A 14,172-nucleotide genomic window follows, 5' to 3' on the forward strand; every position below is an offset into this window, starting at 1 on the left:
TCTCCTTTTTAAAAATAAATACAAATTTTCTTACCATTAATTTGACTTACGGGTATATCCATATCATAAATTTGTTTTAAATTTTCTTGATTGATGATTTCATCTTTTGAGCCTTGTTTTAAAAGCTTCCCATCTTTTAAGGCTATGATTTCATCAGAATAAATCGAAGCAAAATTAATATCATGTAATACAACAGCTATACTTTTGTTAAAGTCTTTGACTAAATTTTTCATTAGTTGCATGATTTGTACGCTATGCTTCATATCAAGATTGTTCAAAGGTTCATCAAACATTATAAATTCAGTATCCTGAGCGATGATCATGGCTATAAAAACTCTTTGCTTTTGTCCCCCGCTTAATGTATCTAAAAATTCATTTCTTAAGTTGCTAAGTTCCATGTATTCTAAAGCTTCATTGATTTTGATTTTATCGTTTGTATTAAGTCTTCCTTGAGAATGCGGAAAACGCCCAAAAGCGACTAATTCTTCAACTTTTAATCTTAAATTGATATTGTTTTGTTGTTTGAGAATGGAAATTTTTTGTGCTAAGATTTGCTCTTTATAATTTTTTAAATTCATTCCATCGATATAAATTTCTCCACTACTAGGTTTTATCAAACGACTTGCTAGAGCTAAAAGAGTGGATTTTCCAGCGCCATTGGCTCCTATTATAGAAGTGATTTTGCCTTTATGAAAATCAAGGCTAAGATCTGAAATAATGACTTTATTATCATAAAATTTGGTGATATTTTTTAGTTTAATCATAATTTATTACCCTTTAATACAAGATAGATAAAATATATCCCACCTAAGAAATTAATAACCACGCTTATAGTGGCATTATAATCAAAAACTCTAGAGACAAAAAACACCCCTCCAAGTAAAGCCAAAATACTAATAAGTATACAAGCGCTTAGCAAAATACTATGCTTTGCAGTTTTAAATAGTTCATAAGTGATATTTACCACCAAAAGCCCTAAAAAGGTTATAGGACCTACAAGTGCGGTGCTAATAGAAGTTAAAATAGCTATGATAATCATTAATTGTTTTGAAATTTTTTGATAATTTATCCCTAAATTTATCGCTAAATCTTTGCCTAAATTTAAAGGATCTAAAAATTTCATATAGCGAAAAATCCATATAAAACTTAAAAAGCTAATAATATAAGCAAGAATTAAAACATCAAAAGCAATATTATCAAAACTAGCAAACATTCTTCCTTGTATTACCATGAATTCATCAGGGTCGATTAGCACTTCAAAAAAAGAGCTTAAAGTGCTAAAAAGTGTTCCAAAAACTAAACCTAAAAGCATGATAAGATAAATACTTCTATCGCTACTAAATAAAATTTTATAAAGTCCTAGTGAAAAAACCACCATACAAACTAGAGTGATTAAAAAATTGATATCGTTTTTATAAACACTTAAATTAGCCGCACCAAAAGAAAAGATAAGAGCACTTTGAAGCAACATATATAAAGAATCTAATCCTATGATAGCAGGGGTTAGAATTTTGTTATTGCATAAAGTTTGAAAAATCACTGTTGAAACAGCGATACAAATAGCTACTATGATAATAGCTGCAATTTGTAAAAAACGACTTTTTAAAGCATACTCATCAAAGCCATTTAAACCCACAAGTATAAAAATCCCTATCATACCAAGTGTTAAAAAGCTTAAAATTAGCATTTTTTTACGCATAAACTTTCCTTTTTAGCAAAAGAAAGATAAAGATTAAAGATCCTAAAACACCTGTAGTGATGCTTAAAGGCATTTCAAAAGGAAAGATGACAAGTCTTGAAATGATATCGCAAACAAGTAAAAACAAAGCTCCACAAAGTGCTATATAGATAAGATTTTTTCTAAGATTATCACCTAGATAAAGAGCTACTAAATTTGGGATAATTAGCCCTAAAAAAGGGATAATCCCAACGCTTACAATCACTAAGCTAGTGATAATGCTTACAATCATTAAGCCTAAAAATAATATACCATTATAAGAAATTCCAAGATTTAAAGCTATATCTTCACCCATGCCAACTATGGTGATTTTATGAGCTAAAAAATAAGCAAGTATAAAAAGTGGTAGAGAAATGTAGAGCAATTCATAATTTCCCTGCATAACATTTGCCATACTGCCTTGTAGCCAACCTTGGATATTTTGTATATAATTTAAAGCATAGGCAAAAAAAGTGGTTATAGCACTAATAATACCTCCAAACATCAAGCCTATCAAAGGTACAAAAATCACATCTTTGAGTTTGATTTTTCTTAAAATTTGGATAAATATAAAAGAACCCAAAAGTGCAAATATAGAAGCAATGATAGCTTGAGTGAAAAAAGACGCTCCAGTAAAAAATATTAAAGAAATAAGTATGCCAAATTTAGCACAATCCATAGTCCCTGCTGTAGTTGGAGAAACGAATTTATTTTGCGTGAGTTGTTGCATGATAAGCCCACATATACTAAGACTCATTCCTGTAAGTAAAATCGCTATAAGTCTAGGAATTCTTGTGAGGGTTATGATTTCTAGTTGAGTGGAGTTAAGATTAAGAATATCTTTTACATTGATACTGATAACTCCTATAAATAAACTTATCATTCCAAAGAATAAAAGTAAAGCTATAAGCACTTTTAAACTCAATATATGCTTAAAAAACAAATCTTTCCTTATAGTAATAATAATTATCAAAAATGAAATTGTAATGAAATTTGTTTTAAGAAATGATAAAACTACAAAGGATATTTTAGTAAGAAATCAAAAATCCAGTGGAAAGTCTTTGCAAGTGTTTGTTATAGTCTATAAGGCTTTCTCCATAGCCATTAAAGTATTGTAAATACCAATAAATTCCGTTATTAAAAATATCATATCCTAGATCAACTTGTATAGCACCTTTGTTATTGTGGAATTTAAGATTGTTTCTTAGCATAAGATTGATAAAATAATCATCGCCCAAATACGCTAAATTCACATCAAAATTTCCCATATAATGCAAGATAGCAGGATTATCATCATCTTTTTTGTTTTCAGGAATTCTATACCAAAGGCGTGGAACAAATAAAAATTTATTATATAAAATAGCAGTAGATACATAAATTCTATTCCATGAGCGAGATTGTAAATTCTCATCTCCCTTGCCATTGCTTTCATGCAATATACCTACGCGTAGATTGTTAAAAAATTCATAATCTTTAAGATACAAAGGAAAATCTATAAAAAATTCTGGTTGATAGTTGGTTTCTCTAAAAGGAGAAGAATGCTCATAAATTTGCCACCAAGAAGTTTGAGTATAGGCTATATAATATTTTTCATCTAGTCCTAGTAAATTTTCAAAAAGTCTTTTTTTAACACTAAGTTGGAATTTCGCCTCACTCTTATTATTATTTACTCCTAAAGAATTAAAACTATAAGCAAAAGGTAAAAAATAATTCATCTTATAAGAGCTAATGCCAAGGGGATTAAAGCTTTCATTTTCACCAAGATAATTAGCCAAAGCTAAGCGAGAAAAGTCTTGTTTTTCTTCTTTTTTTATAGTGATAGAATTTTGCATTTGTGTTGCTTCGCTTGAGTTATTTTGTTCTCGAGAAATCAAAACAGATGAATTTTTTAAAGCGAGTTTTTTGTAAATTTCCATAGCTTTTTTATAATCGCCTTGTTTTTCATACTTTAAAGCTTGTTGTAAATCACTAGCCCATATAAAAACGCATAAGCTTAAAAATAAAGCAATTTTTCTCATCTTAACTCGCTTTTAAATTTTTCATATTCTTCATAAAAATTAAGATTTAAAAAAGCATCTTCATCTTCAAATTCTACAAATTTGGTTTTAATCTCAGAAAATAAAAGTCCTATTTTTTGTTCATTTTTTTCTAAGAAATTTTTACAAGTTTGAGCTAAAGAGCTGTGATAAAAGCCACATAAGGGATGTTTATGTAAAGGGGTTTTGGCTATGATTATTTTATAGTTTTGCTCTAAAAAAGGAAGCATTTTTAAAAGCTCATTTTTACCTACTTTAGGACTATCTACACTTAAAACAAAAACAAATTCATTTTTAAAATTTGAAAGTATAGAGTAAAGCGCAAGCATAGGAGAGTAAACTTCAAATTCTAAAGAATCTTTTATCAAGCTAAAATGGTTTTCAAATTTGTCTTCTTTCGCACTCACATAGACATTTTTAAAAATTTTAGAAAATTTATTTACTTGAAATTGAGTTAAATTTTGATTTTTAAGAATCAATTTGCTTTTATCTTGTCCCATACGACTAGATTTACCACCACATAAAATCACGCAATTTAGCTCATTAAGCTGCACAAATTTCCTTTTTTAATGTAATTCTACCACAAAATTCGCCAAAATATTTTATAATTTCTTTTATGAAATACACAGAACTTTTACAATTACAAACTTTTTTTTCTCAGTTTAAAAAAATCGATTTTATCAAGCGTATCAATGACAATATTTTGGAATTAAGCTTTGATAGAGAAAGATTTATTTTTGATCTTACTCGTGCAATGAGTGCGATTTATACAGCTAAATTTAATGCAAAAAATTATAATGCACCTTTTGATTTTATGCTTAAAAAGTATTTTAGCAATGCTTTTATAAAGGAAGTTAAAGTCCTTGAAGGCAATCGTATTTTATGTTTTAGTGTAAAAGCTAATAAGGCTTATAAAAGCTATGAGAGCAAAATTTATTTTGAATTTACGGGTAAAAATACCAATGTTATTCTTACAGATGAAAAAGATTTGATCATAGAGGCTTTAAGGCACATTGATAAAAGTTATCGTGTTGTAAAACCTAATGTGATTTTAGAGTCTTTAAAGCCTTATAAAATGGATGAAAATTTTGAGGAAATTAAAGACTTTGCAGATTATTTTTCTCGCAAATTTACAAGCATTTATGAGAGTAAAATCAAACAAATAAAAAATTTAAAACTTGCACAAGTGGATAAAAAAATACAAAATTTACAAGAACTTTTTTCTAGTTTAGATGAAGAAAATTCTTTACTCTTAAAAGCTTTAGAATACAGAAAAAGGGCTGATGTATTGTTTGCAAATTTGAGTGTTTTAAAAGATTATGAAAGGGAATTTAAGCTTGATGATTTTGAAGGCAAAGAGCTTGAATTTAAGCTTGAATTTAATCCTAAGCAAAGCGCTAATTTATATTATAAAAATGCTAAAAAATTAGAACAAAAAGCTAAAAATTTAAACATACAAAGACAAAATTTAAAAGAAAAGTTAGATTTTACCTTGAGTTTGAAAGAATTATTGCTTCAAGCTAAGAGTGAGATAGAGCTTGAAATTTTACTACCTAAAAAAAATAGCAAAAAAAATCAAGATCATAAACAAGAAGATCTTGTGGCAAATTTTTATTTTAACGAGTTTAAAATTTGCGTGGGTAAAAATGAAAAAGGCAATGAATTTTTACTTAAAAATGCTAAAAAAGATGATTTGTGGCTTCATGTAAGGGATATTCCTAGCGCACATACTTTGATTGTATCAAACAAGCAAAAAATCAGCCTCGATGTGATAGAATTTGCTGCAAGGCTTTGTGTAAGCTTTTCTAAGTTAAAGAAAGGTTCGTATTGGGTCGATTATACCTTAAAAAATTTTGTTAAGGTTCAGCAAAAGGCGTTTGTAAATTATACAAATTTTAAAAGTATTAATATCACAAAGGATTAAAATGCCAGTTAGCCCTTTAGGAAATATCAATTATATAAATCAGAATATGGCTTATCCAGCTACACAAGCAAGCAATGAGCTTGCAAAAGAAGGTTTTGCAGCTACGCTAAATATGGCTGAATTTAATGAAAAAGAAAAAACTTTAAACAAGCTTGAGAAAGTCAATGAGACTCATGAAATCAAAGAAGAGATCAAAGAAAAAGCCGAACAAGAAGAAAAAAAGAAAAAACACAATCAAGAAGCTAAAACCAGCGATGATGAGAAAAATGAAGAAGATGAGTCTAAAGATCCAAATTTTAAAGACGCACAAAGCATTCATCGCTTAGATATTAGTATATAAGGAAAAATATGTTTAATACAACTAGAATTATTTCAGCTCTTGTGATGATAGGGGCTATTATTATTATCGCGTTGATTGATCAATTTTTTATCAATTTTATCGTTTTTGCGGTTTTATTGTATTTATCTTTTAGTGAAGCAAAAAAACTTTTTGCTTTAGAAAATATTTCTATTATCCCTTTGGCTATAGCTTTTATTTTGGGAAGTTTATCGCATAAAGCTTTGCTTTTTGGGATTTTAGCTTTGTTATTAGTCGTTGGATATTTGGTTTATAAAAAGGCTTCCTTAAAACCAGCTCTTATTTATATTTATCCTAGTTTGCCTATTTTAGCACTTTGGCAAGTGTATTTAGATCAGGGTATGTTTGCGCTTTTTTGGCTTATCATTATCGTTGCAGCTTGCGATAGTGGGGCGTATTTTATCGGAAAACTTATGGGTAAAACTCCTTTTTCTCCAACAAGTCCAAATAAAACCTTAGAAGGTGTTATAGGTGGTTTGATTTGTGCGAGTGTTATTGGAACTATTTTGGGAGTTTTTGTTTATAGTTTTTGGCTTTCTTTACTTTGTTCGTTTTTTGTAGCGATTTTTGCAGTGATTGGAGATTTGCTTGAGAGTTATTTTAAAAGAGAAGCAGGTGTAAAAGATAGTGGAGATCTTATCCCTGGTCATGGAGGTGTGCTTGATAGGATCGATGCAGTGATCATTGCTGCTTTTGTGATGGTTGCTTTTTTATGATACTTTTTGGAAGCACGGGCAGCATAGGAGTAAACGCTCTTAAACTTGCTGCTTTAAAAAACATTCGTATTTCTGCTTTAGCTTGCGGGGATAACATCGCTCTTTTAAATGAACAAATCGCAAGGTTTAAACCCAAATTTGTTGCCATAAAAGATTCAAAAAATAAGCATTTAGTTAAACACGATAGAGTTTTTATAGGGCAAGAAGGTTTAGAGCAAATTTTAACAGAATGTCAAGATAAGCTTTTACTCAATGCCATTGTAGGTTTTGCAGGACTTAAAAGCACTTTAAAGGCTAAAGAGCTTGGCAAAAACATAGCTTTAGCTAACAAAGAAAGTCTTGTAGTAGCTGGGAGTTTTTTGAAAGGGGCTAAATTTTTACCCGTTGATAGTGAGCATGCAGCTTTAAAATTTTTACTCGAAGGTAAAAAAAATATAGCAAAACTTTATATCACAGCAAGCGGCGGAGCTTTTTATAAGTATAAAATCAAAGATTTAAATCAAGTCAGTGTCAAAGATGCTTTAAAACATCCTAATTGGAACATGGGAGCAAAGATCACTATAGATAGTGCGACTATGGCAAATAAGCTTTTTGAGATTATAGAGGCTTATCATTTATATGATTTTAAAGAAATTGATGCTTTAATAGAACCAAGATCTTTAGTGCATGCAATGTGTGAATTTAAAAATGGAGCTAGCACGGCGTATTTTTCAAAAGCAGATATGAAACTAGCTATTTCAGATGCTATATTTGAAAAACAAGATACGCCTATTTTAGAGGCTATTGATTTTAGTAAAATACCTGCTTTAAAATTTCATCCAATCAGCACAAAAAAATACCCTATTTTTAAGCTTAAAAATACATTTTTAAAAGAGCCAAATTTAGGTGTTATCATCAATGCTGCTAATGAAGTTGGTGTTTATAATTTTTTAGAAAATAAAAGTGGATTTTTAGACATTGCTAAATGCATTTTTAAAGCCCTTGATCATTTTGGAGTACCTAAAATTTCAAGCATAGAAGAAGTTTTTGAGTATGATTTTAAAACAAGAGAGTATTTAAGGAGTTAAAATGAAATTTTTTTTAACAATTTTATTTTTTATAACAAGCATTTTTGCTTTAGAGCTAGACTTTAGCGTAGGAGAAAATGGAAAAAGTCTAGATGATAATAATACAGTTTTAATTTTTGGTGGAATTCAAGGCGATGAGCCTGGTGGATTTCATGCGGCAAGTTTGCTTTTGAGTGATTATAATATCACTAAGGGTAAGATTATAGTGGCTCCAAATTTAGCTTTTGATAGCATTATCAAGCGTTCTCGTGGGAATAATGGGGATTTAAACCGTAAATTTGCAAGCATTAGCCCAAAAGATCCTGATTATAAAACCGTTCAACGCATTAAAGAGCTTATTTTACTTCCTGAAGTTAGTATGGTGATCAATCTTCACGATGGTTGGGGTTTTTATAAACCTACTTATATCGATGCGATGCAAAATCCTAAGCGTTGGGGAAATTCAAGTGTGATTGATACAAGCGAAATCAATGCAAGCAAATACCCTGATCTTGAAAATATCGCCACTCAAACCGTAAATAGTGTCAATTCTTCACTTGCTGATCCAAAGCATGCTTATCATCTTAAAAACACCAAAACCCAAGAGCTTGGCGATACGGAAATGCTTAAAGCTTTAACTTATTTTGTGATTTCAAATCACAAAGCCGCTTTTGCAAATGAAGCAAGTAAAAATCTGCCTGTAAATTTAAGAGCTTATTATCATCTTTTGGCAATTGAAAATTATTTAAAAACTGCAGGAATTGAATTTAGCAGAGATTTCGAACTCACTCCACAAGGGGTTGATAAAGCCATAAACCGAGAGCTTGAAGTGAAGCTTTTTAATGATAGAATTTTACTTTCTTTAAAAAATCCAAGAAAGGTTATCAACTATGTGCCTTTTCCGGTAAATAAAGAGTTAAATTATAACACAAGTAATGAACTTACTGCTGTTATCGCAGAAGGAAATTCTTTTTATATCCAGTATGGCAATCGTTTTCAAACAAGATTATATCCTGAGTATTTAGAATTTAGCGATGCTTTTAATGAGGTAACTTTTCAAGTTGATGGCAATGAAACCACCGTTCCTTTTGGAACCAAGGTGAAAGTAAAAGAGAATTTTCTTATTCCAAAGATAGCTAATGTGCGCGTAAATATCATAGGCTTTGATCACTCAAAAGATGAAAGTGGTATTTTAGTTCATAAAAAAAATATGCAAACACAATATTCTTTAGACATGGCAGGTAAAATTTATAGAGTGGAATTTTATGAGTTAAGAGGTGCAAATTTGCAACAACTTTTAGAGGCAAATATCAATAGCAAGTTGATCAAAAACGCTAAAAATTTGGATTTAAATACTCTTAAAATGGCAAGATCAAAAGATAAATTCTTAGGTTCTATTTTAGTGGAATTTGAATGAAAAATCTTATCCTAGCTATAGAAAGTTCTTGTGATGATAGTTCTATAGCTATCATTGATAAAAATACCTTAGAATGTAAATTTCATAAAAAAATTTCCCAAGAATTAGATCATAGTATCTATGGGGGAGTGGTACCTGAACTTGCTGCAAGACTTCATAGCGAGGCTTTGCCAAAGATACTTAAGCAATGCAAAGAGCATTTTAAAAATCTTTGTGCCATAGCTGTGACAAATGAACCCGGGCTTAGCGTTTCTTTGCTCAGTGGAATTTCTATGGCAAAAACCTTAGCAAGTGCTCTAAATTTACCCTTAATCCCTATAAATCATCTTAAAGGTCATATTTATAGTCTTTTTTTAGAAGAAAAAATTTCTTTAGATATGGGAATTTTACTTGTTAGTGGTGGGCACACTATGGTGCTTTATCTTAAAGATGATGCAAGCTTAGAGCTTTTAGCAAGTACAAATGATGATAGCTTTGGAGAAAGTTTTGATAAAGTGGCTAAAATGATGAATTTAGGTTATCCTGGTGGGGTCATCATAGAAAATTTAGCAAAAAACGCCAAACTTAAAAATATCTCTTTTAATATACCTTTAAAGCATTCTAAAGAACTCGCTTATAGTTTTTCAGGGCTTAAAAATGCAGTGCGTTTGGAAATTTTAAAGCATGAAAATTTAAGCGATGATATAAAAGCAGAAATAGCTTATGCCTTTGAAAATACAGCTTGTGATCATATCATGGATAAATTAGAAAAAATTTTTAATCTTTATAAATTTAAAAATTTTGGCGTTGTAGGTGGAGCTAGTGCAAATCTTAACTTGCGTTCGCGTTTGCAAAATTTATGTCAAAAATATAATACAAATTTAAAACTAGCTCCTTTAAAATTCTGCTCTGATAATGCTTTGATGATAGCAAGAGCTGCGGTTGATGCTTATAAAAAAAAGGAATTTGTAAGCATAGAAGAAGATATTTTAAGCCCTAAAAATAAAAATTTTTCAAGGATATAAATGAAAAAAGCTTTTACCATATTAGAACTTGTTTTTGTGATTGTTATTTTAGGAATTTTAGCCGCTATTGCTTTACCAAAAATGAGTTCAAGTAAGGATGAAGCTGAAGTTAGTAAGTCTTTAAATAACCTTAAAACTTTGATCAACGATATAAGCATTTATACTTTAAAAAAGGATCATTTAAGCTCTATAAAAACGATGAGTAATGTAAGTGGGGTTGAAAATGTCGATCTTGGCAATTTTAATGGCACAAAAGAAGTAAATTTTCGCGTAGGCGATGATAAAGAATGCTTAAAACTTCTTTTTATAAATAAAGCTGATTTTATACTCATGGGAATTTCAAGCAATGAAGCAAGTAAAAATGCTATCATTAACGCAGCCAATCAAAGCCATGAAGATTTAGAAAATATAGACTTTACAAGCTCTTCTAGTAATAAAGCTTGTGTGATCTTAAGTAAGAATGAAAATTTTAAAAACCTAGCGAGTAAAACTTATCTTTTAATAGGGGGAATGTAATGATAGTGAGTAAAACTTATGAGATTGACTCTTGTGATGATGTAGAACTTGATATAAAAAGAGAATCAAAGCTTGAATTTAAGCTTTGTTTTGATGATGAAAAAGAAATAAAAGCTTTAGTGTTTATCATCCCTGGGCTTGGTGGAGATGTGGATGAAAATTACCGTGAACACTTAGCTGAATTTGTAGCAGGCGAATTTAATGTGGCTGTAGCAAGTGTGAATTATCATTGTATAGGTAATCGTCCTCAAACTGGATCAACTTTTTATTTAGATGACATAGACAAGCTTATTTTAAAAGTAAGTTGTGAAGCTGCGGATATCAAGCTTCCTTATGATGTTGATAAAATTCAAGATTATAAACAAATGAGTGAAATTTTTCATTTTGTAAATAATCAAATAGTTGAAGGTAAGCAAAAAGGTAATTTTACACCAAATTATTTTCTAAATTTACATGTGAGTTTGCAACCTGCAAAAAACGAATATCAAAATTTTGGAATCATGCAAGCTCAAGATCTTTTAAATGTTGCACTTTATCTTAAAAAACATGCTCCTTTTGATACTATGGGGGGGGGTATACCAGTTATCATGATAGGTAGTTCTCACGGGGGATATTTAGCGCATTTGGCGGCTAAGATTGCACCTTGGCTAATAGATGGAGTTATAGATAACTCAAGTTATGCTAAATTTCTTTGGCGTCTTATAGGTTTTGGAAAGGAAATGGATTTTGTGCAATATAGCGAATTTTCTACTTTTGATTTTTTTCATCATATTAAAACACATTGCTCGACAAAAACTTTTTGGACAAGTAATTCAAGTTCAAATAATTTTTTTTCAATACCAAGGAGAATGATAAGATATATCTTAGAACCAAAGCATCTTGAAATTCAAACAAATTATCCAAAACCATGCTATACAAGTTATCATTCTTTTTATGATAAAGAAATAGCTCCACCTGATGAAAAATTAGAACTTTACAAATATTTAGAACAATTTGGGTTTGATGCAGAGCTTTATATGATAAAAAATCCAGATCAAGTTGATGGTAGATTTATCAAAAGTTTAGAACATGGCATGGGAATGTCTATAAAAACTTTAATTTCCAAAGAACTTCCTTTAATGCTAGAAAAAATAAAACAAAATCCAAAAAAAGATTGTAAAGAAAAATACATCTCTTATCCTTGTGAGGATTTGTTGTATAAATTTAGCGAAAAAGATGACAAAATATCACTAAAAATAGATAAAATTTAAGGAAATCTAATGACCATACTAGAAAAAAACATACAAGCTTTATTAAGTGGGGTAAATGAACCCTTAGGAAATAAACTTTTAAAATTCATACAAAATAAAACTTGTTTTCGTTTTAGTATAGATGAAAATTTGAATATCTATGATAAAACTCATAATGTTTTCATGTATGAAAACTTAGAAGAAGAATTAAATTTTTTCTATCAAGGTATTTTAGAAAAAACTCCTAGATATCCTTTTATATGTATTTATGGTATAGGCAATGCTTTACTGATTAAAAATTTAGCTAAACACTATAAACATCTTTTTGTATTTGAAAGTGAAATAGAACTTTTTATCCTAGCTTTAAGCACGATAGATTTGAGTGAAGAGCTTTGTAGTGGAAAAATTTATCTTGTGGATGTTTGTGAGCCAAAAATGGAGCTTCAGCTTAGTATATTATTTGATCAAAAAGATATGTTCGAATGGTTAAATCTTTATGAAATGTTTATAAGTTGTAATTTTTATAAAATGTATTATCAAGATGTTATATTGAAAACTGATCAAACATGTATGGATAATATTTTTGTGGTTATTAGAAATTTTGATCCCAATGATCAATTAACAACTATTTGCTATAAGCAGTTTTTGCAAAATATACCCCATTTATTACAAAATATACCTTTTCAAAGACTTTTAAGCGAGCGTAAGGCCAAATTTGATACAGCCGTTGTAGTTTCAGCTGGTCCTAGTCTTCATAAACAACTTGCTTTGTTAAGACAATATCAAGAAAATGTAGTTATTTTTTGTGCAGATGGTGCTTTAAATATGCTTGAAAATGAGGGTATTGTTGCAGACTATGTATTGAATTTGGATATAGAAGATTTGGCAGTGAAATTTTTTAATTGTTCAAAATCCTTAGATTATTCTAAAACCATAGCGGTTTTAGCGGTCAATACGCACCCTAATGTGATAGATTGTTTAATAAATAAATTTCTTTATTGTATCGCGCTAAGAGATGAGTATTTATATAAGCAGTTTCATTTGGATGATTTTGGTTATATAGATACAGGTACCCATGTAAGCCATTTTTCTTATACTTTAGCTTTGGCTTTAGGATTTAAAAATATCATTATGATAGGACAAGATTTAGCTTTTGATAAAGATGGAAATTCTCACTCTAAAGGTTTTGCATTTGGTGAAAATTCAAATGCTGAAAAAAATTTTCAACTTCTTCAAGTCCCATCTTATTATAAGGATGGTAATAAAGTTACCACTCATGTTAGCTGGAATGATTATCGCATAAAGCTGGAATATCTTATTGCAAGAAATAGCGAGATAAATTTTTACAATGCTACAGAGGGGGGTGCTTATATTAATTTTGCAAAGAATACAAGTTTCAAGGAATGTTGTGAAAAATTTTTTACTCAGAAAAAACCTTGCTTTGATATTCCAAAAACTTTTACTTATAATCGTTCACTTAAATTTTTATCTAAAGTTTTTTTGCATTTAAAAAATGACCTTCAAAACGCTCAAGATATTTTGCGAGATGCTCATTTGCTAAATAATGTCTTAATTGGCGTAGTAAATATAAAAAATCCTCTGCCTTTAGATTTTTTGCAAAATATTTACAAAAGTATCGGTGATTTTAATTCTGTTTTAGATGATGATAAGTTTATACAGGATGGTATTTTAAAAGGGGTATTGTATTATCGTGGGAGTTTTTTATCTGAAGCTATAAAAAAAGATTTGAAAGATGAGGCGTATTATCTTTTAAATTTTATTAGCGCTTATCAAAAATGGCTTGAAAAGTTTATTGAGAGGCTAGAAATAAAAAATGCCATCATAAAAGATACAGTGTTAAAATATGGAAATTTGATATAAAATTTTATAAAAACTCTAAACTATTTTTCCTTTTAAACGATATAGTTTATAACAAGTTCATGGATGGACTTGAATTTATTTAAAAGGATTTAAAATGGGATTTCGTATTAACACAAATGTTGCAGCATTAAATGCTAAAGCAAATTCGGATCTAAACAGCAGAGCATTAGATCAATCACTTTCAAGACTCAGTTCAGGTCTTAGAATCAACTCCGCAGCAGATGATGCTTCAGGGATGGCGATAGCAGATAGTTTAAGATCTCAGGCAAATACTTTGGGTCAGGCTATATCTAATGGTAATGATGCTTTAGGTATCTTGCAAACTGCA

Annotated in this window: 14 protein-coding genes and 1 pseudogene; 10 read left to right on the plus strand and 5 right to left on the minus strand. The window is 29.7% G+C overall.

Annotated elements, in window-relative coordinates:
- Positions 1-8: 8 nt before the first annotated feature.
- The 5 genes from FBF15_RS01230 to FBF15_RS01250 form a co-directional block, all read right to left on the minus strand.
- A complete protein-coding gene (locus FBF15_RS01230) occupies positions 9-764 on the minus strand; it encodes an ABC transporter ATP-binding protein (RefSeq protein ID WP_002896069.1) in 756 nt (251 codons plus the stop codon).
- The gene (locus FBF15_RS01235) at positions 761-1,699 is read right to left on the minus strand and encodes an iron chelate uptake ABC transporter family permease subunit (protein ID WP_002867309.1); all 939 of its coding nucleotides are present in this window, start codon (positions 1,697-1,699) and stop codon (positions 761-763) included. Before FBF15_RS01235 ends, FBF15_RS01230 begins: the two co-directional genes overlap by 4 nt.
- A complete protein-coding gene (locus FBF15_RS01240) occupies positions 1,692-2,660 on the minus strand; it encodes an ABC transporter permease (protein ID WP_002872671.1) in 969 nt (322 codons plus the stop codon). Before FBF15_RS01240 ends, FBF15_RS01235 begins: the two co-directional genes overlap by 8 nt.
- Before the next feature lie 85 nt (positions 2,661-2,745).
- Positions 2,746-3,735 (minus strand): phospholipase A, encoded by a 990-nt coding sequence (locus tag FBF15_RS01245; protein WP_038816947.1) that lies wholly within the window; start codon positions 3,733-3,735, stop codon positions 2,746-2,748.
- Entirely contained in the window at positions 3,732-4,307 is a 576-nt protein-coding gene (locus tag FBF15_RS01250; RefSeq protein ID WP_002853737.1) for a molybdenum cofactor guanylyltransferase, read from the minus strand. Before FBF15_RS01250 ends, FBF15_RS01245 begins: the two co-directional genes overlap by 4 nt.
- Before the next feature lie 62 nt (positions 4,308-4,369).
- Here FBF15_RS01250 and FBF15_RS01255 point away from each other — a divergent pair, with 62 nt between their 5' ends.
- The 10 genes and pseudogenes from FBF15_RS01255 to FBF15_RS01300 all read left to right on the plus strand — a co-directional run.
- The gene (locus FBF15_RS01255; protein ID WP_038816946.1) at positions 4,370-5,677 is read left to right on the plus strand and encodes an NFACT family protein; all 1,308 of its coding nucleotides are present in this window, start codon (positions 4,370-4,372) and stop codon (positions 5,675-5,677) included.
- Between the two features lies 1 nt (position 5,678).
- A complete protein-coding gene (locus FBF15_RS01260; protein ID WP_002852397.1) occupies positions 5,679-6,017 on the plus strand; it encodes a hypothetical protein in 339 nt (112 codons plus the stop codon).
- An 8-nt stretch (positions 6,018-6,025) separates the two neighbouring features.
- On the plus strand, positions 6,026-6,751 hold the full coding sequence (locus tag FBF15_RS01265) for a phosphatidate cytidylyltransferase (RefSeq protein WP_002856027.1): 726 nt from the start codon (positions 6,026-6,028) through the stop codon (positions 6,749-6,751).
- The gene (gene dxr, locus FBF15_RS01270) at positions 6,748-7,818 is read left to right on the plus strand and encodes a 1-deoxy-D-xylulose-5-phosphate reductoisomerase (RefSeq protein WP_002902410.1); all 1,071 of its coding nucleotides are present in this window, start codon (positions 6,748-6,750) and stop codon (positions 7,816-7,818) included. The genes FBF15_RS01265 and dxr overlap by 4 nt, the downstream gene beginning before the upstream one ends.
- A gap of 1 nt (position 7,819) precedes the next feature.
- On the plus strand, positions 7,820-9,214 hold the full coding sequence (locus FBF15_RS01275) for a M99 family carboxypeptidase catalytic domain-containing protein (protein ID WP_038816945.1): 1,395 nt from the start codon (positions 7,820-7,822) through the stop codon (positions 9,212-9,214).
- Positions 9,211-10,218 (plus strand): tRNA (adenosine(37)-N6)-threonylcarbamoyltransferase complex transferase subunit TsaD, encoded by a 1,008-nt coding sequence (gene tsaD / locus FBF15_RS01280; RefSeq protein WP_165434533.1) that lies wholly within the window; start codon positions 9,211-9,213, stop codon positions 10,216-10,218. Before FBF15_RS01275 ends, tsaD begins: the two co-directional genes overlap by 4 nt.
- A complete protein-coding gene (locus FBF15_RS01285) occupies positions 10,219-10,734 on the plus strand; it encodes a prepilin-type N-terminal cleavage/methylation domain-containing protein (RefSeq protein ID WP_038816943.1) in 516 nt (171 codons plus the stop codon).
- On the plus strand, positions 10,734-11,984 hold the full coding sequence (locus FBF15_RS01290) for a DUF2920 family protein (protein ID WP_002903861.1): 1,251 nt from the start codon (positions 10,734-10,736) through the stop codon (positions 11,982-11,984). The genes FBF15_RS01285 and FBF15_RS01290 overlap by 1 nt, the downstream gene beginning before the upstream one ends.
- A gap of 9 nt (positions 11,985-11,993) precedes the next feature.
- Positions 11,994-13,844, plus strand: coding sequence for a motility associated factor glycosyltransferase family protein (locus FBF15_RS01295; protein WP_052773650.1), 1,851 nt, complete (start codon positions 11,994-11,996; stop codon positions 13,842-13,844).
- A 94-nt stretch (positions 13,845-13,938) separates the two neighbouring features.
- A pseudogene (locus FBF15_RS01300) lies at positions 13,939-14,172 on the plus strand (flagellin); the annotation flags it as partial.

Origin of the sequence: Campylobacter sp. CFSAN093233, from assembly GCF_011068165.1 — a bacterium.
Taxonomy (GTDB): Bacteria; Campylobacterota; Campylobacteria; order Campylobacterales; family Campylobacteraceae; genus Campylobacter_D; species Campylobacter_D jejuni.

What these genes read in the sequence shown, in the direction of transcription:
- FBF15_RS01230 (WP_002896069.1), bottom strand. Translation starts at nt 764, where the DNA reads ATGATTAAACTAAAAAATATCACCAAATTTTATGATAATAAAGTCATT.
- FBF15_RS01245 (WP_038816947.1), bottom strand. Translation starts at nt 3,735, where the DNA reads ATGAGAAAAATTGCTTTATTTTTAAGCTTATGCGTTTTTATATGGGCT.
- FBF15_RS01265 (WP_002856027.1), top strand. Translation starts at nt 6,026, where the DNA reads ATGTTTAATACAACTAGAATTATTTCAGCTCTTGTGATGATAGGGGCT.
- FBF15_RS01235 (WP_002867309.1), bottom strand. Translation starts at nt 1,699, where the DNA reads ATGCGTAAAAAAATGCTAATTTTAAGCTTTTTAACACTTGGTATGATA.
- FBF15_RS01255 (WP_038816946.1), top strand. Translation starts at nt 4,370, where the DNA reads ATGAAATACACAGAACTTTTACAATTACAAACTTTTTTTTCTCAGTTT.
- FBF15_RS01290 (WP_002903861.1), top strand. Translation starts at nt 10,734, where the DNA reads ATGATAGTGAGTAAAACTTATGAGATTGACTCTTGTGATGATGTAGAA.
- FBF15_RS01295 (WP_052773650.1), top strand. Translation starts at nt 11,994, where the DNA reads ATGACCATACTAGAAAAAAACATACAAGCTTTATTAAGTGGGGTAAAT.
- dxr (WP_002902410.1), top strand. Translation starts at nt 6,748, where the DNA reads ATGATACTTTTTGGAAGCACGGGCAGCATAGGAGTAAACGCTCTTAAA.
- tsaD (WP_165434533.1), top strand. Translation starts at nt 9,211, where the DNA reads ATGAAAAATCTTATCCTAGCTATAGAAAGTTCTTGTGATGATAGTTCT.
- FBF15_RS01275 (WP_038816945.1), top strand. Translation starts at nt 7,820, where the DNA reads ATGAAATTTTTTTTAACAATTTTATTTTTTATAACAAGCATTTTTGCT.
- FBF15_RS01285 (WP_038816943.1), top strand. Translation starts at nt 10,219, where the DNA reads ATGAAAAAAGCTTTTACCATATTAGAACTTGTTTTTGTGATTGTTATT.
- FBF15_RS01260 (WP_002852397.1), top strand. Translation starts at nt 5,679, where the DNA reads ATGCCAGTTAGCCCTTTAGGAAATATCAATTATATAAATCAGAATATG.